The organism is Methylobacterium sp. J-001, from assembly GCF_022829565.1.
Lineage (GTDB): Bacteria > Pseudomonadota > Alphaproteobacteria > Rhizobiales > Beijerinckiaceae > Methylobacterium.
Window position 1 is genome coordinate 67,430 of the sequence record NZ_JAKSYN010000042.1, and the last position, 18,542, is coordinate 85,971.

Sequence of the window (18,542 nt, forward strand, 5' to 3'; positions counted from 1 at the left end):
CGGACCGGATGGTCCTGGCTCAAGGCGGTCTCGACGAACGCGGTCCGCGCGGGGGCGGCGAGCCGCCCCATGGTGGCCTGCATCCGGAACGTCCGCCGCAGGAGCGCCCCGGACCGCCTCCGGGTCCGCCACCTGCCGCGCGCGAGCGACCGGAGCCACGGCCGGAGCGCGCTCCGCCATCCCGTGAACGTCCCGAGCCGCCGGCCCAGCGGCAACCCCAGGCCGAACCGTCCCAGCGGGAACGTCCCGCCGAGCGCCGGCCGGAGCCGCCAGCGCCGCGCCCGCCCGCTCAAGAGCGTCGCCAGGATCGTCAGCCGGAGAGTCAGGAACGCGCGGCCCCCGAGCGTCCCGCGCCGGAGCAGCGACGCGCCCCCGATCGCCCCGGGACCGAGCGGGGCAATCCCGATCGGCAGCCCGCGCAGCGCGATCCGTCCCCCACCCAGAGGGCGGCGCCTGACAATTCCGCGCAGCCGCAGCGCGGCCCCGATCCCGACCGCCGCGCACCGGATCAGGAGCGGTCGGCGCCCGACGCCTCCACCCAGCCGCCGCGCGGGCCGGATCGGAATCGCCGCGGCCCAGAGCAGGAACGCGCAGCGCCCGGCGGCCCACCGGCCTCACCGGGGCAACGCCGCGATGCCCTTCCCGACCGCGAGCCGGCGACCCCGCGTCCAGGCGGGCCGGGTGCATCGCCGCCGCCCAACGCCGCGCCTGGCGTGCCGGGCCGGCCAGTTCAACGACCGGAGGCGCAGCCGGGCGCGGAGCCCAGCCGCCCCGTTCCACCCAACATGGCACCCGGGGTTCCCGGCCGGCCGGTCCAACGCTTCGACGGTCAACCGGGCGCCCAGCCGCAGCCCGGCGCGGAACCGGTTCGTCCGGTGCCACCCAACATGGCGCCGGGGGTGCCGGGACGTCCCGTTCAGCCGCCGGGGCCGCCGCCCGGCGCCGACGCTCCGCCCCCGCCGCCCGGCGCGCAGCCGGGTCAATCGCCCGCCGGGGGACCGGGCGGGCGCGGCGCGTTCAACACGCCGGGGCAGCCCGGATACGTCCCGGGCGGCTTCCGCGCAGACGACGACGTGCGCGACTACGATCAGGTCCGCCGCGACCGGCGCGAGTTTAGCGAGGGCGGCCGGACCTATTATCGAGAGCCCGGCCGGATCATCGTCCGCGACCGCGACGGTTACCTGATCCGCCACGACGAGAACGAGCGGTTCCGGGACCTCGACCCGCGCGGCTTCCGCTCGGAGCGGCGCGGGGCGGATTACTACAGCTTCATCGACCGGCCGGGCGGCGAGCAGATCGTCACCGTGACGGACGATGACGGCCGGATGCTGCGCCGCTACCGCCGCTTCCGCGACGGCCGCGAGGTGGTGATCATCGACAATAGCTACGCAGGTCCGCCGCGCCCGATCTACGACGACGTGGTCGTCCTGCCGCCGCCCGACATCCGCATCCCCCGCGACCGCTACGTCGTAGAGTACGATCAGGCGGACGAGGGTGCGGTCTACGAAGCACTGACGGCCCCGCCGGTGGTGGCCTTGGACCGCCGCTACACCCTGGATCAGGTCCGCTACAGCCCGGACCTGCGCGCCCGGATGCGCTCGGTCGACATCGACACGATCACCTTCGACACGGGCTCGTTCACGGTGACGCCGGACCAGGCCGCCCGGCTGTCGGTGATCGCAGGCGCGATCAACCGGGCGATCCGCGCCAACTCGCAGGAGGTCTTTCTGATCGAGGGCTACACTGACGCGGTCGGGTCCGACATCGACAACCTGTCCCTGTCGGACCGCCGGGCGCAGTCGGTGGCGACGGTGCTCACCCAGCAGTTCCAGGTCCCGCCGGAGAACCTCACCACCCAGGGCTATGGCGAGCAGTACCTGAAGGTGAACACGCAGAACGCCGCCCGGGAGAACCGCCGCGTCACGGTCCGGCGGATCACGCCGCTGCTTCAGCAGGGGACGGCGCAGGGCGCGCCGCCGCCGCGCTGAACGGGTCCGTCACGCCGTCAGGTCCCGCGCCCGGCGCGGGGCTAGGCTGAGCAGGCCCAGCCCCGCGAGGCCCGCACCGATCCAGAGCGGGGCCGCCAAGCCGTAACCCCGGTCGATCGCGAGGCCGCCGAGCCAGGTGCCGAAGGCGAGACCGGCCGTAATCGCCGAGGCGTGCAGGCTGTTCACCAGCGGGCCGGGATGGGTGACCCGCATCACCCGGGCGACCATGGCCGGGTTGAGGGAGACGCCGGTCAGGCCGATCACCAGGAACGCGGCGATACTGATGGCCGCATCGGTCGGGACAGCTGCGAAGCTCGCCAGGGCCGCGGCGAGGACGACGAGACCGATGGCCAGGACGGGGATCGTGTGGCGGTCCGCCAGCCGGCCGACGATCAGATTGCCGATCACCGTCGCGACGCCGTAGGCGGCGAGCACGATCGGGATCAGCCGCGGCGCCAGCCCGGTCACCGCGGTGAAGATGGCCGTGACGTAGCTGAAGGCCGCGAAGGTCGCCCCGATGATCAGGCCGCTCGTCGCGTAGGCGGCCCAGAGGCGGGTGTTGCGCAGCTCGGCCAGGCCGGACGCCAGATCGACCTGCGTGCTGCGGTTGGGCCTCGGGATCGTCAATCCGACGACGGCGAGGCACAGGGCCGTCAGCCCGACCACGAGCCAGAAGCTGGTGCGCCAGCCAAACAGGTCGTTGATCAGCACCGCAGCGGGCACGCCGACGATCGGGGAGATCGTCAGCCCGGCTAGGACCAGGGAGGCGGCGCGGCCGCGAAGGTCGGCTCGGACCGATTCGGCGCAGAGTGTCAGTCCGATCCCGAAGCAGGCGGCGCTGGTGATGCCCTGGAGGGTGCGGGCGAGCGCCATCACCACGTAGCTCGGCGCCAGGGCGGCCAGGGTGCTTCCGATGAGGAACACGGCCAACAGCCACAGCAGCGCGTGCTTGTTGGGCACGCCGAGCCGCAGCAGCAGGGCGATCACCAGCGGACCGCCGAGGGTCATGCCGAGGGCGAACAGCGCGATCAGGTTGCCGATCTCGCCGACCGAGACCGCGAAGGCCGTGGCCAGCGACGGCATCAGCCCGGCGACCATGAACTCCGCCGTGGTGATCACGAAGATCGTCGCGCTCAGGAGATAGACCCAGGGCGGCACAGTGGCGGCGCCGGGCTCGACCGCGCCAGTCACGTCCCGTGATTCGACTGTTGTCTCCGCTGCCCGCATCGTCGGCCCCCATTTCTGTAAACTCGACTACAGAATGGGTAGGCAAGCTTGCCCCGGACGGTCAAGCCGTTCTATAAATTCCGCTACAGAAAGGTGTGCGATGGCTTCCGCACGAGGACGGCCGCGCGGCTTCGACCGCGACCAGGCCCTGGAGCGCCTGATGCAGGTGTTCTGGTTCAGGGGCTACGAGGGCGCGCAACTCAACGACCTGACGGCCGCGATCGGCGTGAAGCCGCCGAGTTTCTATGCGGCCTTCGGCTCGAAGGAGGACGCGTTCCGCGAGGCGATCGACCTGTACATCGCCACGATCGGCTCGGCGCCGATGCGCGCGCTCGAAGAAGCAGCGACAGTCAGGGACGGCCTTCGCGCGATGCTGGAAGGCAGCGTCGCGGTTGCACTGTCTGCGAAGCCCGGGGGCTGCCTGCTGATCCTCGGCGTCGTCAATTGCCTGCCGGCAAACGAGGCGGTGCGCGCACATCTATTGAACGCCCGACGCAAGACCGTCGAACTGGTCGCGGCCCGGCTCCGGCGCGGCGTCGTAGACGGCGAGTTACCCGTGGACACCGACATTCCCCGTCTGGCCGCCTTCTTTCATGGGATCATGCAGGCGATCTCGTTCCAGGCGCGGGACGGGGCGACTCGGGCCGATCTGTACGCGCTGATCGAGCCGGCGTTGCGCGCCATCGATCCATGCTGATCCGTCGGCAGGGCACAGACGTTCCGCCGACGATTGACGTTCGTTACCGCGCGCCTCACCACCGAACGAGGCCTTCGAGGGCGCTTCATCCCGAAAACCGGCAGCCACCTTTCGGGATGAAGCTTTTGCAACGCGGGACGGTGATGGAGAGCGAAGGCAATGAGCGGCTGATCCGGTCGGGTACGCCGGTCTTCCGTCGGACGGCTCTGGCGCTGGCCGCCGCGGGGTTCTCGACCTTCGCGGTGCTCTACGCCGTGCAGCCCCTGCTGCCGATCTTTTCGGATGAATTCGGTGTCTCGCCGGCCGAGAGCAGCCTTGCGCTGTCCCTGCCCTGCGGGCTGCTGGCCGTAGCCCTGCTGGTGGTGAGCCCGCTCTCGGAGATCTGGGGGCGCAAGCCGGTGATGCTGGCTTCCCTGTTCGCCTCGGCTTTGCTCACGATCGTGGCAGCCTTGATGCCGAGCTGGCACGGCTTCCTGGTGCTACGGGCGCTGTCCGGGTTGACCGCGAGCGGTCTGCCCGCGGTGGCGATGGCCTATCTCGCGGAAGAGATGGACGGGCGGGCGATCGGGTTGTCGATGGGGCTCCTGGTCGGCGGCAACGCGCTGGGGGGCATGTCGGGCCGGTTGATCAGCGGCGTGATGGCCGACCATGTGAATTGGCGGTTCGGTCTCGCCACGATCGGCGCGCTGGCGCTGGTTGCCGCCCTGGCGTTCTGGCGCGGGCTGCCACCCGCACGCAATTTCGTGCCTCGCCGGATGGCCTGGCGGGACGTGCCGGGCAGCTTCGGCCACCACTTCCACGATGCTGGACTGCCCTGGCTCTTCGCCGAAGCATTTCTGCTGATGGGCGGCTTCGTCTGCATCTACAATTATATCGGCTTCCGCCTGCTCGATCCGCCGTTCTCGCTGAGCCAGACGGTGATCGGCCTGATCTTCTCCGTCTACATCGCCGGCATGGTGAGCAGTCCTCTGGCCGGCGAGCTGGCGAGCCGCTTCGGACGGCGACGGATGCTGTGGCTCGCCACGGGGCTCGGGCTCGCCGGGATCCTGATGACGGCGGCCGACAACATCCTTCTGATCGTCGGCGGCGTCGTGGTGGTGACGATCGGCTTCTTCGGGGCGCATTCGGTGGCGAGCAGCTGGGTCGGCCGGCGGGCGCTGCGCGACCGGGCGCAGGCCTCGTCGATCTATCTGTGCCTGTACTATCTCGGCTCCTCCGTGCTCGGCACCGCGGGCGGCTGGTTCTTCGCGCATTCCGGCTGGACCGGCGTGGTGCTGTTCGTGGGCGCCCTCTACGGTCTGGCACTCGCCATCGCGATTCGGCTGTCGCGGCTGGCGCCGCTGACGACCTGAGCCGAGGAAAGACTTATGAGCGCGCGCGACCATTCCGGCCATGTCGTCGACCAGTTCGGCGCGCAGGCGGCAGCCTACGTGACGAGCGTGGTCCACGCCGCCGGTGCCGACCTCGACCGGATCGGGGCGCTGGTCCGCGGGATGCCGGACGCGCGCGTGCTCGATCTCGGCTGCGGCGGCGGGCACGTCGCCTTTGCCGCAGCGGCCGCCGGCGCCGCGGTCACGGCCTACGACCTTTCGGACGAGATGCTGGCGGCGGTGACCGTCGAGGCCGGACGGCGCGGCCTTGACCGGATCGACACACGCCAGGGCGCCGCCGAGGCCCTGCCCTTCCCGGATGCGGCTTTCGACGCGGTGTTGACCCGCTACAGCGCCCACCATTGGCGCGACGTCCCGGCCGCCCTCGCGGAGGCGCGGCGGGTTCTGAAGCCGGGGGGCCTGCTGGTGGTTTGCGATATCGTCGCCCCCGAAGAACCGCTGCTCGACACGCATCTGCAGGCGGTGGAGCTGCTGCGCGACCCCTCCCACGTGCGTGACTACCGCGTCTCGGAATGGCGCCGCATGCTGGAGACGGCCGGTTTCATCCCCGGCGACACTGCCGCGTACCGGCCGCGTATGGAGTTCGCGAGCTGGATCGCCCGGATGCGGACACCGGAGGTCAACACAGCGGCGATCCGCGCCCTCCAGGCCGCGGCGCCGGTCGAGGTGACCGCACATTTCATGATCGAGGCCGATGGCAGCTTTCTGCTCGATTCCGTGCTGATCGAGGCCCGCCCGCTGTGAAGCGCCGTGCCTGAAGCGTCGTCAGAGGTTTGGCCGTCGAATGGTCCAGGCCCGGGCCCCGAGCGGCGTTGCGCGTGATCAGCCAGGAGACCGAGAGCGCGAACGCCGTCACCGGAGACGAGAGGCCGAAGACCGGGGGGACGCGAGATCGCCGGCTGGCGCTTCGAGGTGGTGGATCTCGACGGCCGCCGCGTCGACCAGCTTCCGGCGACGCGGCTCGACGAGGCGGAGCCGTCGCTAGGCCGCCTCACCCGCGAGCCGCCGCGCCGCCCGGTCGCGGCCGATCAGCGGAAGCAGCCCGGCGAGGTCCGGCCCGTGCTCCAGACCGGTGAGCGCGAGGCGCATCGGCATGAACAGGCCCCTGCCCTTGGCGCCGGTGCGGGTGCGGATTTCCGTGGTCCAGGCCTTCCAGGTCTCGGGGCCGAACGGCTCCGGCGGCAGGCATTCTCGGGCCGCAGCGATCACGGACTCCTCGGTGATCACCGGTGTGATCGGACCGGCCACGACCTGCCACCAGTCCCGCGCCTCCGAGACCCGGCCGAGATTGGGCTGCACGGCACGCCAGAACGCTTCCGCATTTTCAGCGGGGATGCCGAGATCGGCCAGACGCGGGGCGACCTCCGGATACGGCATGGCATGGACGAGCCTTGCGTTGAGCCCGTCGAGCTCCGTGGGGTCGAACCGGGCCGGTGCGCGGGAGATCTCACCGAGATCCACAAGGCTCGCCAGGGTGTCGAGATCCCGCACCGCCCGCACCGATTCGGCAGAACCCGTGAGCACTGCCAGCGAGCGCACGGCCGCCGGCTCATAGCCGGCCTCGCGCAGGCCACGCAGCGACAGGTGGCCGAGCCGCTTCGACAGCCCCTCCCCGTCCGCGGTGGTGAGCAGGTTGTGATGGCCGAAGACCGGGACAGTGGCGCTCAGCGCCTCGAAGATCTGCACCTGCACGCCGGTATTGGTGACGTGGTCCTCACCGCGGATCACGTGGGTGATGCCCAGATCGGCATCGTCCACCACCGAGGGCAACGTGTAGAGGTAGCTGCCGTCGGCACGGATCAGCACCGGGTCCGACAGCGACGCGCAATCGACATGGGCTGGCCCGCGCACGAGGTCGTCCCAGCTCACCGTGCGCGCGTCCAGCAGGAAGCGCCAATGCGGCCGGCGGCCTTCGGCTTCGAGGGCGGCGCGCTCCTCGGCGGTGAGCTGCAACGCCGCCCGGTCGTAGATCGGTGGCTGGCCGCGGCCGAGCTGGCGCTTGCGCCGTCGCTCCAGCTCCTCCTGGGTCTCATAGCAGGGATAGAGCCGCCCGGCCGCGCGCAGGCGATCGGCCGCCGCGTCGTGCTGGGCCTTGCGGTCGCTCTGGCGGGCGAACAGGTCCGGCTCGATCCCGAGCCAGGCGAGATCCTCCCGGATCGCCTCGGCGAACGTCTCGGTCGAGCGCTCGGCGTCCGTATCATCCATGCGCAGCAGGAACTGGCCGCCGGTCCGGCGCGCGAACAGCGCGTTGAGCAAAGCCGGCCGGGCATTGCCGATATGCAGGTAGCCGGTGGGCGAGGGAGCGAAGCGGACGAGCGTCATGATCCGCTCTGTAACCGATCTGCGGCGGTTTTTGCGCGTCCCTTCGCGCATGGGTGGCGCGAACCACCGCAACCCATGCGCCAGCGCGCTACCCAGGGCCGGGAAAACCCGTCAGAAGGCCACGCTTGGCGTGGGTCGGCGTGGGTCGGGGTGAGCGGGATGGACGAGAAAGCCGATATCGTGGTGATAGGCGGCGGAATGGTCGGGCTGTCGTGCGCCATCGCGCTCAAGGATCGCGGCCTCGACGTGGTCCTGTGCGATCCCGGCGAGGCCCGTGCCCGGACCTCCTACGGCAATGCGGGTGTCGTCAGCCGCGGCTCGATCCTGCCGATGTCGAGCCCCGCCCTGTGGGGCAAGCTTCCGGCCTACCTGCGCAATGCCGACAGTGGCCTGCGCCTGCGCTACACGCATCTGCCGCGGATCATCCCCTATACGGCGCATTTCCTGGCGAGCGCCCGAGCCTCGCGCTGGCGCCGTGCCGCCGCCGCTCTGCTGCCCCTGACCAGCGCCGCCTACCCGGCCCATGAACGCCTCGCCACCCGGGCCGGCACCAGCGATCGGCTGCAGCGGACCGGCTGGCTCAAGGCCTACCGCACCGACGCCGCCTTCAAGGCCGCCGCCCTGGAGCGGGAGATTCTGTCCGGGCACGGCGTCGTGTTCGACCTTCTCGATACGGCGGGCATCCGCGATCTGGAGCCGGCGCTGGTGCGCCCCTACGCGCGGGCGATGCTGCTCACCGAGACCGGCTCGGTGCGCGAGCCCGGGCGCCTGGTCGAAGCCTGCGAAGCGCTGTTCGCGGGCCTGGGCGGGCGGCGTCTGCGCGGCAGCGTCGAACGGCTGGCGCCGGTGGCGGATAACTGGCACGTCGTCCACGAGACGGGTTCGGTCCAGGCTAGGCAGGTGGTCCTGGCGGCGGGCGCCGCCTCGGGGGCGATCGCCGAGACCCTTGGCTACCGCTTCGCGGTGGCGGCCGAGCGCGGCTATCACCGGCACTATGCCCTGCACCCGGACAGCCCACCCCTGACCCGGCCGGTGCTCGATACCGGCGCCGGCTCGATCCTTTCGCCGATGGGTGACCATCGGGTGCGGGTGCTCTCCGGCGTCGAGCTCAACGCCCGCCACGCCGAACCCGACCACACCCAGATCGAGGCGGCTTCCCGCGAGGCCGCCGAGACCCTGCGGCTGGGTGGGCCCCTCGACAACGAGCCCTGGCTCGGCTCGCGCCCATCCACCCCCGACGGTATGCCGGTGATCGGCTTGGCGCCCCGGCACAAGGGCCTGCTGTTCGCCTTCGGACACGGTCATATCGGCCTGTCGACGGGCCCCATCACCGGTGAGATCGTGGCCGACCTCGCCACCGGTCGAACCCCGGCGGTGCCGGTGGCGGCCTTCGCGCCCGAGCGCCTGCTGCGCTGGCCGCGGTTGATATGACGTTCAGCGCCAGTCGTAGGGGTTGAAGGGCTCCAACGCGACCTCGATCCGCCGCAGGATCGCCGGCTGATGCTGGAGATCGGCCTCGCGGGCGAGCGCCCTGAGAAAGGCCCGGGGGCCGTGTTCGAGGTCTCGGGCCAGGCCGTCGTAGCGTTCGGCTGGCTCGACATGGGGCGGATTGACGGTCACGAGGTAAGCGAGGCCGCAGGTCGGCCGATCGATACCCAGCCGATAGCAGATCTGCACCCGGGCGAAGGGCTCGCCGGGGCGGCGCACGACCCGGTAGCCGCCGCGCGTGAAGGCGCCATCGGTGACGCGCTCGGCATAGGCGAGCGTGCCATCCACCGTGGCGAGGCTGTCCGTATGTCGGCTGCGCACGAGCTCGATCGCGGCCCGCTCGGTGGGCAGGAAGGGCTGTGCGTGCACTCCCGACGTGACCACGGCGGCAACAAGCGCGGGGGCGAGACGTCTCACGGCTTCCTCATGCAGACGGCGACCGGTTTCGCATCCTTGGCGGCCTTGGCGGTCATATCGAGGCAGCCGACCGTGGAGACGCCGTCGGTGACGGTCACGGACGGCACAACCGCCATGCCCTGGCAATAGGCACCGATCAGTTCCTCGTCGCGGTGGCAGGCCACGTCGAGCCGAACCAACGTGTTCATCGCCGGCCCCGTCGGTCCGGCCACGCCCGCCGGACCCCGATCCCCGGCGGGGCCCCGCTCCCCGGTCGCACCGTTGAGGCCCGGCGCCCCCTGCGGACCGGCCGGGCCCTGATCGCCCTTCGGCCCCGGAGGCCCCGCGGGTCCCGGTTTCGGCGCCTCGCAGCCGGCGAGCGCGAGGGCCATGATCAGTCCACACGCAAACGCGGCGGTCCTCGAAATTCGCATACGATTCTCCGGCCGGGATGCCACCGACGAAGTGGCGCCGGGGGGCCGGCCGTCAATGACGCCGCCCCGCCGAAACAAACGAGCACCGCCCCACGCATGCAATCTAAAGTAGAATTAAGCGATCGAGTCCGATCTTGCGGATCCGTTTAAGCTTTTCGAAAACGATTAGCCGCAAATCAGCATCGATGCTTGTCTTCAGACGGCAATTCGAGTCATGGCGCGACCAGTACAAATATTTTTAACAGCGACGCCGACCTCAAGTTGCCTCCTGGCCCGTTTGCGGCGGGATGCGAGTGGGGCGGCCGCGGTGGAATTCGCCCTGGTGGCGCTGCCGTTCCTGGCGCTCGTCGGCGCGGTGTTCCAGATTGCGTTTCAGATCTGGGCCACCCAGAATTTCGATCGCGCCCTTCAGAATGCCGTTCGAACGATCTTCACCGGGCAGTTCCAGCTCGCCAATGCCGGGCAGACCGACGCTGCGACCCTGCTCGCTTCGCTGAAGACGACGATGTGCGGTAGCGGCAACGCCGTCGTTCCCACGATCTTCAATTGCCAAAGCGTCAAGATCGACGTCGCAACCGCCGGGACGTTCGCCGGGGCCAGCGCCTCGACGCCCGTGAATGCCACCACGGGGACTTGGAACACCGATTTCGGAACGAACTACGCCTGCGCCAAGCCGGGCACGATCGTGGTCGTGACTGCTGCGGTCCAGTTCCCGACCCTATTCAACCTGATGGGTCTGAACACGAAAAAATTCACCACAGGCGCCGGGGCCGGCTCCAGCCTGCTCACCTCGACGGCGGTCTTCCGCACCGAGCCCTACCAGAGCGCCGGGGGGAGTCCGTGCTGAGGCGCATCCTCCGCAAAGCGGCGCGTCTGCGGCGGGATCGACGCGCCAGCGCGATCGTCGAATTCGCCGTGATCCTGCCGGTGCTGCTGGCGATCTGGGCCGGCATGACCGAGATCGCCCACGCCATCGACGAGTGGCGCAAACTGACTCTGCTGGCCCGCACCGTGGCCGATCTCACCGCGCAGGGCGACGCCCAAAATCCGATCGACACGACGCTGATGAACGACATCGTCACCTCCGCCGCGAAGGTGATGCGCCCGTTCGACACGACGAACGTGCAGATCGTGGTCAGTGCGATGGGCGTCGACCTGAAGAAAGCGAATCTGTTTCCGCAGGTCTGCTCCAGCGTCGCCAACGCCAACGCCAAGCCCCGGGCCCTCGGCACCGCCACCGACCTTGTCGTCCCTGCGGGCTACCAGACCTCGGGCATGCGCTACGTTCTGGCCGAGGTCAGCATCAGCTACACCCCGATGATCGGCAGTGCGCTGGTGAAGCTGGTCAAGGGCGTCGGCAACCAGATCACCTTCTCCACGGCCGTTCCGTGGCCGACCCGAGGCGGCAGCACCTACGGTTCGAATACCTACACCGAGGTCATTCTGCCGGACACCACCCAGAAGGCATGCGATGCCCCGACGCTCTGATCGCGCCCGCCCGCCCGGGCGGTTCGGCTTTGCGCGGGGACGCGGCGGCAACGTCGCGGTCCTGTTCGCCTTCTTGAGCGTGCCGATGCTGATGCTGACAGGCGCAGCGGTCGATTACGGCTTCGCGACCCGGCTCGAGACCAAGCTGCAGGCCGCGACCGATGCCACGGCGCTGCTCCTGTGCCAAACCCCGCTGACCACCTCGAATGCCGACCTCAACCTGCTGGCGCAAACCGCGATGACCGGTGCCATGGGGGCGGGAAACCTCGTGGTCGACCCGTTGGTCATCACCAACAACCCGCGACAGATCACTCTGAGAGCCCGCAAGCTCTCGACAGCCTTCTTCGGCAAGTTCACGGGAACGACCCGCATCAATCCCGGGTCGGCCGCGCAATGCGCCACGCCCCTGCCCAAGACCTTCGAGATCGCGCTGGTGCTCGACAATACCGGGTCGATGGCGGCGTCGAGCGGCGGTCAGTCCAAGCTCCAGGCGGTGCAGACGGCCGCGACGAACTTCGTCAACTCCGTTTACACCGACGCGGCTTTCTCCAGCGCGACTCGTATCTCGATCGTGCCGTTCGCCGGCGCCGTGGCGGTCGATCCATCGACCTATCGGTATGCAAGCTGGATCGACCAGAATGCCGTGTCGAGCTACCACTGGACCAACGTGCTTCAGGCCGGCGGTTCCGGGTTCAAGAACCGGTTCGACATCTTCAGCAAGCTTCAGGGTGTCTATTCCGGCTGGGGCTGGGGCGGCTGCCTGGAAACGCTGCCTTACCCGCTCAACGTCCAAGACGGAGCACCGGCGCCATCCAACCGGGATTCTTACTTCTTACCGCTTCTCGCCCCAGACGAGCCCGGCGATGCCAGCACGAGCTATTCGGCCTATTCGATAAACCGGAACACGACGTATTACAGCTTCAATAGCTACATCGACGACGACAACGGCAATTGCCCGGCGCTCCCTTACGGGACACCGTTCAACACCGCCGAGGGCCAGGCGTGCAAATATGTCCGGCCGCAGAACGCTGCCCCGACTTCGCAGAATTCCTCAACCGGCATCCCCAACGGGCCGAATTTCGGGTGCACGACCCAGCCGCTTCTGAGGCTGACGAACAACACCAGCGCGCTCAAGACACTGATCGGCAAGATGGCGCCGCTGGGGGCGACCAACATCCATGAGGGCTTCATGTGGGGGTGGCGGACCCTCTCGCCGAAGAGCGTCTTCACCGATACGAACCCGCCCGCGGCCTATGCGTCGAGCGCCGACAGTTCGAACGCGACCACGATCAACAAGATCATCATCTTGATGACCGACGGCACGAACAGCTGGACGCCCAATCCGAACTCCCCGAATGGTTCGCTCTATTTCGCGGCCGGCTACTTCCAGAACGCCAACGGAAGCAACCCGAATCCCCGTCTGCCCAACACCAACCAGAACGTCTCGGACGCCGCCAGCGCCCGTAATGCGCTGGACGCGTTGACCGCGGCCGCCTGCAAGAACGCGAAAGACGTGAACATCTCGATCTACACGATCGGCTTCAGCGTCCCGTCCGACCCGATCGACTCGGCGGGGCAGACGCTGCTGAGGAACTGTGCCACGAATCCGGGACAGTTCTACTTGGCCAACAACTCGGACGACCTGATCAAGGCGTTCAGGCAGATCCAGGCGAGCATTGGCGCATTGCGGTTGACGCAGTAGACGACGCGGCGGGATGTTGCTCCGCCGGGGCACCCGCCACATCTTTCATGGCGAGCGCAGCGAACCAACCTGAGGCTCCGTCACGTTCGGAGATCGCACCTGTCACCGAGCCGCATCGCTCGTGATGACCTGCGCGACGAGTCGCGATCGAGCGAGCCGCTTTGACTGCACCGCGCGTCAATCGTCCCGGTAGACCTTCTCCCGCCGCTCGTGCCGCTCCTGGGCTTCCAGCGACAGGGTCGCGATCGGCCGGGCGTCGAGGCGGCGCAGCGAGATCGGCTCACCGGTCTCCTCGCAGAAGCCGTAGGAGCCGTCCTCGAGGCGGGCCAGGGCCGCATCGATCTTGCCGGTGAGCTTGCGCTGGCGGTCACGGGCACGCAGCTCGATCGCCCGGTCGGTCTCCGAGGAGGCGCGGTCGGCGAGATCGGGATGGTTCTCGTTCTCACTCTGCAACGCGACCAGCGTGTCCTGCGCCTCGCGCAGGATGTCGCTCTTCCAGCTCAGCAGCTTGCGCCGAAAATATTCGCGCTGCCGGTCATTCATGAAGGGCTCGTCGTCGGACGGGACGTAGCCGTCCTCCAGCGTCACCTTCGCCATGCGTCACCCTCGCTGGATCATACCGCCCACCAGGGGATGGCCGGTGCGCGGCGATAACGTGAGGTGCCGTATAGTCGAGGTGCTTAATCGCGACAACGCGCAGCGTTGCAGGGCTTGGATCTTGTTTCGAATGCGTCGGCACGTGCGACAAACAAGCCACGGTCCAGGTCTTATTCGGCAGCCGGCGTCCGTAACCGTACAATCGCGGCGGCGATCTCATCGGTCAACGACCGAGCGAGCGGCAGCCGATAATGGGTCTGGTCAAAAAACAGATCGGGATTGGCCGCCTCCGGGCGTCCGTTCCGTCCCTCGATGATCGTATTCCGCGGATGAACGCCGAGCGCTGCACGCACCTCGGCGCGGCAGGCTGCTTCGGCCACTGCCCGAGGACTGCCAGCCGGCGGCTCGGAACGGGCGTAGACCGGTGGAAACACCAGCACGATGGCGGTCTGGGCCGGGACCAGTGCAAGTTCGGCCCGCAAGCGCTCGCCTACCGGGAACGGGCCGCCGTGATGTGGCTCGGTCTCGGGGCCGACGGGCCGTTCGAGCGCCGCCTTCTTAGCCGGATCGCGGCCGAAACCCTGGCTGAGATAATTCGACTCGTAATCCCACCAGCCGTCGGAGGCAGCCTGCTTGCGGCGCGGGTTCAGGAGCCAGCCGACGCGGTTGATCGTCTCTTGCGCAGCCGTGAAGCGGAGCAGACCCTTGAGATAGGCGGGCCAGTCGCCGACCAGCCAGTACGGAAAGCCGTGTTCGCTGGGGAAGCTCGGGTCGTCCGAGCACCAGAACGCGTCGGCCGACAGCACGATCGCCTCGGGCCGGGCATGGTGCTTCAGATACCAGTCGAGGAGAGCGAATTGTTCGGACGGCCCGGTGGCCGGCACCGAGAGCTGCACGAACGGGATGCCGGTCAGCCGGGTCAGCGCCGCCGGCTCGATCAGCTGAATATGCGAATTGCCGATGACCGCGCCGGCATAGGCCGGGTCGCGGCCGCGCAGTGCCGAGGCGGTGCGCGGGCCCTGGGGGCGCACGGCACCGCGGGACAGCAGGGTCGACCGGCCGGTGTCGTAGGGATCGACCAGGACCGCCAGCGCGAGATAGGCCGCGAACAGCCCGGCCATCGCCAGCAGCACGGTGCGGACGAAAGCGCGCCAGGCCCGGTCCTGTGGGGGGTGAGCGAGCGCCATCCTCAGAACTGGAAGTAGATGAACTCGTAGTTCGCATCGTCCCCGATCTTGAGGAGGACAACGACGAACAGGAGCGCGAAGCCGAAAGCGAGGGCGCGCCGAGGCGGCAGGCGGTGGACCGCCACCCAGGCGGTCGGGCCCACCGTGGCGACCAGAGCCGCGACCGCGATGGTGCGCCACTTGAAGCCCGAACCGTGGGGCGCGAGGCCGAACAGGCCCTTGAAGATCAGCAGCGCCGCGTCGAAGCTGGCAGCCCGGAACAGCACCCAGGTCAGCAGCACGAACAGGCTGGTGAGCACCCAGCCGACGGGCGCCGGGATCGCGATCCGAGCGCGACGCGCCAGGACCCCGGCACCGAGGCCGAGCCCGTGAAGGGCGCCCCAGGCCAGGAAGGTCAGCCCCGCCCCGTGCCAGAGACCGCCGAGCGTCATGGTGGCGGCGAGCGCCCCGACTTGCCGGGGCAAGCCGCGCCGGTTCCCGCCCATGGGGATGTAGAGGTAGTCGCGCAGGAACCGCGACAGGGTCATGTGCCAGCGCCGCCAGAATTCGCGCAGCGACGTGGCGCGATACGGCGCGTCGAAATTCTGCGGCAGGACCAGCCCGAACAGCAGCGCGATGCCGAGCGCCATGTCGGTGTAGCCGGAGAAGTCGAAATAGATCTGGAAGGTGAAGCCGAGCGTCGCCTGCCACGCCTCCGCGACGGTGATGACCTTGCCGGTGGCGGCCGCCTGGAACACCGGGTTCACGTAAGCCGCGAGCGGATCGCCCAGGAACACCTTCTTGGCGAGACCCACCGTGAGCAGCATCAAACCGCGAGCGAAGCGCTCGGCGGCGTCGGGCCGCGCGTAGGGTTGCTCGTCGAACTGGTGCATGATCTCGCTCCAGCGCACGAGCGGGCCGGCGAGAACCTGCGGGAAGAAGGCGATGTAGAGGGCGTACTTGGTCAGCCCGAAGGCCGGCGCCCGGCCGGCCCGCAGGTCGGCGAGATACATGATGTGGTGGAAGGTGAAGAACGAGATGCCAAGCGGCAGGGCCAGCCCGAGCCGCGGCGCCTCCAGCCCCGGGATCAGGTTGGCGAGGTCGGCGAAGAAGTCGAAGTACTTGAACAGCCCGAGCAGGGCGAGGTTGGCGGCGATCGCCCCCGGGATCAGCCAGCGCCCGGGCTGGCGCCGGTAGAGGCGGGCCACGCACCAGTTCGCCAGGATCGAGCCGGCGAGCAGCGGCACGAACCGGACATCCCACCGGCCGTAGAACACGAAGGACAGGACGACGAGCAGCGGCAGCCGCCAGGCCGGGGCTGCGCGCGCCACCAGCGCGTGCAGGATCAGCGCGGCCGGCAGGAAGGCGAGGAGGAAGACGAAGGAGTTGAACAGCATCGGGCGGGGCGGCGCGGAGGGGAAGGATGGGCCGCCGGTCTCTCCGGGCGCGAGGCGCCCGCCTTGTCGGGGATCGCGGCGGGCCCGTCAATCGCGAGGTTTTGGGCCGTGGGCGTGGATTGCAGGTGGATGCCGCGGAGCTCCACTCATGAAGCGGGATCAAGGTGTGGGACCAGAGCCGCTGCGGCACGGTCCGGATTGCCCGTCGTTTCCCTGAGTTCTAACGTATCAACATTGCGGTCGCTCAGGAGGGCCGGCCATGACCGTCACCACCCTGTCCAGTCGCGCGTTCCAGCAGAACGCCAACCAGGCGCAGAAAGCCGCCGAGCACGGCCCCGTCTTCATCACGCGGCGCGGCGAGCCTGTGCAGGTGCTCTTGAGCATCGAGGAGTATCGGCGGCTCACGGGGCAGCGCGGCAGCCTCGTCGAGGCGCTGTCGAAGCCCGGGCTCTCGGAGATAGCGCTGGATATCCCCAAGGCCAGCGACCTGCCGCGGCCGGTGGATCTATCGTGACGTTCCTGCTGGACACGAACGTCGTGTCCGAACTGCGCAAGGTCGGTGACGGCCGGGCGGATCCCAACGTGGTGCGCTGGCTTTCGGCCGAGGATGCGGATCGCTTCTACCTGTCGGCGATCACCGTGATGGAGCTGGACCTCGGCATCCGCTTGGCCGAGCGGCGCGACCCGGCCCAAGGCGCGCATCTGCGCGCCTGGATGAACGAACAGGTCCTGCCGGAATTCTCCGGGCGGATCCTGCCCGTCGACACGGTTGTGGCCCTGCGCTGCGCAGGCCTCCACGTCCCGAAACCGCGCCCCGAACGGGATTCGCTCATCGCCGCCACGGCGCTGGTGCATGCGATGACGGTGGTCACCCGCAACGTCGCGGATTTTGTCCCGACAGGGGTGCGGATCCTCGATCCCTGGACCACCCGACCGCCGGTCTCGGGTGACTGACTGACGCTCACTCCGCCCGCCGCCCCGCCTCGATGGTCAGGCCCAGCCCCACCGACCCGAACGTGTCGCCTTCCACCACCCGGGCCGCGGGCAGGGCGGCGGTGAGCGCGGCGCGCAGGTGCGGCAGGCCGGTGGAGCCGCCGGTGAGGAACATGGCGTCGATCCGCTCCGGCCCGAGCTCGGCCTGGGCGAGGCAGCGGGCGATGCGGGCAGCGACCGACCGGGCGAGGTCGCCGGTCTGCGTCGAGAGGGTGTCGCGGCTCACTTCGGCCGCCAGCCCCGGCTCGATCAGGCCGAGGTCGAGAGCGGTCGCGCCGGCCTCGGAGGCGGCGATCTTGGCGCCCTCGACGGCCCCGGCCAAAGCGTGGCCGCGCTCGCCCTCCACCGCCGCGCGCAGGCGCGCGACGAGGTCGGGCTTAGCGCAATCGCGGATCACCTCGTCGATCTCACGCAGCGTCTTCGCATTGTAGAGGCGGTTGATCGCCGACCAGGTGGCGAGGTCGTGATAATAGGCGTTGGGCACCGCGAGGTCGCCGCGCCGCATCGGGCTGCCGAGGCCGAGCAGCGGCATCACCGTGCCAAGGCTGAGCTGCCGGTCGAAATCGGTGCCGCCGATCCGCACGCCGTCATTGGCCAGGATGTCGCCGGCCCGGTCCGGGCGGCCCCGCCGCTCGGGCGAGAGGCGCACGATGGAAAAGTCCGAGGTGCCGCCGCCGATATCGGCGATCAGCGCGATCTCCTCCGAGCGGACCTGACGCTCGTAATCGAGGGCTGCGGCGATCGGCTCGTACTGGAACGACACCTCCCGAAACCCGACGTCCCGGGCGATGTCCCGGAGCGTGTCCTCCGCCCGCCGGTCGGCCTCCGCGTCGCCATCGACGAAATGCACCGGCCGGCCATGGACCACGGTGTCGAGGGACTGTCCGCAGGCCGCCTCGGCCCGCGCCTTCACGGCCGACAGGTACCGAGCGATCACGTCGCGCAAGCGCAGGCGCTCCCGACCGACCGGTGTCGCCTCGTCCATGAGCGGCGTGCCGAGCACGGATTTGAGGCCGCGCATCAGCCGGCCGGCATGGCCGTCGACATAGGCCGCGGTGGCGGCCCGGCCGATCAGCGGCGCCTCGCCCGGCTCGAAGAAAATCGCGCTCGGGATGGTCCGGTGCGTGCCCTCCAGGGGCAGCAGGGCCGGTCCCGCCGCCGCGAGATGCCCCAGGGTGGTGTTCGACGTGCCGAAATCGAGGCCGCAGGCCGCCATCGTGGTGGGGATCCGGTTTGTTTTCAGGAAGGGGCGGCCC

18 protein-coding genes are annotated in these 18,542 nt (G+C 69.4%); 10 read left to right on the top strand and 8 right to left on the bottom strand.

All coding sequences use genetic code 11. The features are described 5' to 3' along the window. The first annotated feature begins 77 nt into the window (after positions 1–77). Positions 78–1,988, top strand: coding sequence for an OmpA family protein (locus MKK65_RS04170; protein ID WP_409565365.1), 1,911 nt, complete (start codon positions 78–80; stop codon positions 1,986–1,988). Between the two features lie 9 nt (positions 1,989–1,997). Here the strand turns inward: MKK65_RS04170 and MKK65_RS04175 are convergent, their stop codons facing one another. Further along, a complete protein-coding gene (locus MKK65_RS04175; protein ID WP_243955598.1) occupies positions 1,998–3,179 on the bottom strand; it encodes an MFS transporter in 1,182 nt (393 codons plus the stop codon). A gap of 136 nt (positions 3,180–3,315) precedes the next feature. Here MKK65_RS04175 and MKK65_RS04180 point away from each other — a divergent pair, with 136 nt between their 5' ends. From MKK65_RS04180 to MKK65_RS04190, 3 genes are all read left to right on the top strand, one after another. Continuing rightward, positions 3,316–3,912 (top strand): TetR/AcrR family transcriptional regulator, encoded by a 597-nt coding sequence (locus MKK65_RS04180; RefSeq protein ID WP_243955599.1) that lies wholly within the window; start codon positions 3,316–3,318, stop codon positions 3,910–3,912. 116 nt (positions 3,913–4,028) lie between these two features. Then, a complete protein-coding gene (locus MKK65_RS04185) occupies positions 4,029–5,264 on the top strand; it encodes an MFS transporter (RefSeq protein WP_409565362.1) in 1,236 nt (411 codons plus the stop codon). 15 nt (positions 5,265–5,279) lie between these two features. Next, a complete protein-coding gene (locus MKK65_RS04190) occupies positions 5,280–6,047 on the top strand; it encodes a class I SAM-dependent methyltransferase (protein ID WP_243955601.1) in 768 nt (255 codons plus the stop codon). Positions 6,048–6,284: 237 nt separating this feature from the next. Here MKK65_RS04190 and gltX read toward each other — a convergent pair whose 3' ends face one another. Next, positions 6,285–7,625, bottom strand: a complete 1,341-nt coding sequence (gene gltX, locus MKK65_RS04195) for a glutamate--tRNA ligase (protein ID WP_243955603.1) — start codon at positions 7,623–7,625, stop codon at positions 6,285–6,287. 159 nt (positions 7,626–7,784) lie between these two features. Here gltX and MKK65_RS04200 point away from each other — a divergent pair, with 159 nt between their 5' ends. Further along, complete coding sequence (locus tag MKK65_RS04200) at positions 7,785–9,056, top strand: NAD(P)/FAD-dependent oxidoreductase (protein ID WP_243955605.1); 1,272 nt, start codon at positions 7,785–7,787, stop codon at positions 9,054–9,056. 3 nt (positions 9,057–9,059) lie between these two features. On the opposite strand, the gene MKK65_RS04205 is transcribed toward MKK65_RS04200, so the two are convergent. Together MKK65_RS04205 and MKK65_RS04210 are read right to left on the bottom strand one after the other, a co-directional pair. Then, entirely contained in the window at positions 9,060–9,530 is a 471-nt protein-coding gene (locus MKK65_RS04205; protein WP_243955607.1) for a hypothetical protein, read from the bottom strand. After that, positions 9,527–9,901, bottom strand: a complete 375-nt coding sequence (locus tag MKK65_RS04210; RefSeq protein ID WP_243955705.1) for a collagen-like protein — start codon at positions 9,899–9,901, stop codon at positions 9,527–9,529. The genes MKK65_RS04205 and MKK65_RS04210 overlap by 4 nt, the downstream gene beginning before the upstream one ends. Positions 9,902–10,250: 349 nt before the next feature. Between MKK65_RS04210 and MKK65_RS04215 the strand changes: the two genes are divergently transcribed. Genes MKK65_RS04215 through MKK65_RS04225 form a run of 3 tightly spaced genes read left to right on the top strand, consistent with a single transcriptional unit; the run spans position 10,251 to position 13,133 of the window. Beyond that, complete coding sequence (locus MKK65_RS04215) at positions 10,251–10,790, top strand: TadE/TadG family type IV pilus assembly protein (RefSeq protein ID WP_058193450.1); 540 nt, start codon at positions 10,251–10,253, stop codon at positions 10,788–10,790. Next, positions 10,784–11,431 (top strand): TadE/TadG family type IV pilus assembly protein, encoded by a 648-nt coding sequence (locus tag MKK65_RS04220; protein WP_058193451.1) that lies wholly within the window; start codon positions 10,784–10,786, stop codon positions 11,429–11,431. The genes MKK65_RS04215 and MKK65_RS04220 overlap by 7 nt, the downstream gene beginning before the upstream one ends. Continuing rightward, on the top strand, positions 11,415–13,133 hold the full coding sequence (locus tag MKK65_RS04225; RefSeq protein ID WP_243955609.1) for a pilus assembly protein: 1,719 nt from the start codon (positions 11,415–11,417) through the stop codon (positions 13,131–13,133). Before MKK65_RS04220 ends, MKK65_RS04225 begins: the two co-directional genes overlap by 17 nt. Positions 13,134–13,310: 177 nt before the next feature. On the opposite strand, the gene dksA is transcribed toward MKK65_RS04225, so the two are convergent. The 3 genes from dksA to MKK65_RS04240 form a co-directional block, all read right to left on the bottom strand. Then, on the bottom strand, positions 13,311–13,730 hold the full coding sequence (gene dksA, locus MKK65_RS04230; protein ID WP_050733124.1) for an RNA polymerase-binding protein DksA: 420 nt from the start codon (positions 13,728–13,730) through the stop codon (positions 13,311–13,313). 170 nt (positions 13,731–13,900) lie between these two features. Further along, positions 13,901–14,917 carry a hypothetical protein gene (locus MKK65_RS04235; RefSeq protein ID WP_243955610.1) on the bottom strand — a complete coding sequence of 339 codons (1,017 nt, stop codon included), beginning with the start codon at positions 14,915–14,917 and terminating at the stop codon, positions 13,901–13,903. Between the two features lie 2 nt (positions 14,918–14,919). Further along, a complete protein-coding gene (locus MKK65_RS04240) occupies positions 14,920–16,293 on the bottom strand; it encodes an MBOAT family O-acyltransferase (protein ID WP_243955612.1) in 1,374 nt (457 codons plus the stop codon). A 259-nt stretch (positions 16,294–16,552) separates the two neighbouring features. On the opposite strand from MKK65_RS04240, the gene MKK65_RS04245 reads away from it, so the two are divergent. Further along, positions 16,553–16,807 (top strand): type II toxin-antitoxin system Phd/YefM family antitoxin, encoded by a 255-nt coding sequence (locus tag MKK65_RS04245; RefSeq protein WP_243955614.1) that lies wholly within the window; start codon positions 16,553–16,555, stop codon positions 16,805–16,807. Beyond that, positions 16,804–17,247 carry a type II toxin-antitoxin system VapC family toxin gene (locus tag MKK65_RS04250; protein WP_243955616.1) on the top strand — a complete coding sequence of 148 codons (444 nt, stop codon included), beginning with the start codon at positions 16,804–16,806 and terminating at the stop codon, positions 17,245–17,247. Before MKK65_RS04245 ends, MKK65_RS04250 begins: the two co-directional genes overlap by 4 nt. A 7-nt stretch (positions 17,248–17,254) precedes the next feature. Here the strand turns inward: MKK65_RS04250 and MKK65_RS04255 are convergent, their stop codons facing one another. Then, on the bottom strand, positions 17,255–18,502 hold the full coding sequence (locus MKK65_RS04255) for an Hsp70 family protein (protein ID WP_243955618.1): 1,248 nt from the start codon (positions 18,500–18,502) through the stop codon (positions 17,255–17,257). Positions 18,503–18,542: the final 40 nt, after the last annotated feature.

Excerpts from the sequence above, each read along its gene's own strand:
- MKK65_RS04225 (WP_243955609.1), top strand. The coding sequence starts at position 11,415 with ATGCCCCGACGCTCTGATCGCGCCCGCCCGCCCGGGCGGTTCGGCTTT.
- MKK65_RS04200 (WP_243955605.1), top strand. The coding sequence starts at position 7,785 with ATGGACGAGAAAGCCGATATCGTGGTGATAGGCGGCGGAATGGTCGGG.
- MKK65_RS04235 (WP_243955610.1), bottom strand. The coding sequence starts at position 14,917 with ATGGCGCTCGCTCACCCCCCACAGGACCGGGCCTGGCGCGCTTTCGTC.
- MKK65_RS04210 (WP_243955705.1), bottom strand. The coding sequence starts at position 9,901 with ATGGCCCTCGCGCTCGCCGGCTGCGAGGCGCCGAAACCGGGACCCGCG.
- MKK65_RS04190 (WP_243955601.1), top strand. The coding sequence starts at position 5,280 with ATGAGCGCGCGCGACCATTCCGGCCATGTCGTCGACCAGTTCGGCGCG.
- MKK65_RS04255 (WP_243955618.1), bottom strand. The coding sequence starts at position 18,502 with ATGGCGGCCTGCGGCCTCGATTTCGGCACGTCGAACACCACCCTGGGG.
- MKK65_RS04245 (WP_243955614.1), top strand. The coding sequence starts at position 16,553 with ATGACCGTCACCACCCTGTCCAGTCGCGCGTTCCAGCAGAACGCCAAC.
- MKK65_RS04180 (WP_243955599.1), top strand. The coding sequence starts at position 3,316 with ATGGCTTCCGCACGAGGACGGCCGCGCGGCTTCGACCGCGACCAGGCC.
- gltX (WP_243955603.1), bottom strand. The coding sequence starts at position 7,625 with ATGACGCTCGTCCGCTTCGCTCCCTCGCCCACCGGCTACCTGCATATC.
- MKK65_RS04240 (WP_243955612.1), bottom strand. The coding sequence starts at position 16,293 with ATGCTGTTCAACTCCTTCGTCTTCCTCCTCGCCTTCCTGCCGGCCGCG.
- MKK65_RS04185 (WP_409565362.1), top strand. The coding sequence starts at position 4,029 with ATGAAGCTTTTGCAACGCGGGACGGTGATGGAGAGCGAAGGCAATGAG.
- dksA (WP_050733124.1), bottom strand. The coding sequence starts at position 13,730 with ATGGCGAAGGTGACGCTGGAGGACGGCTACGTCCCGTCCGACGACGAG.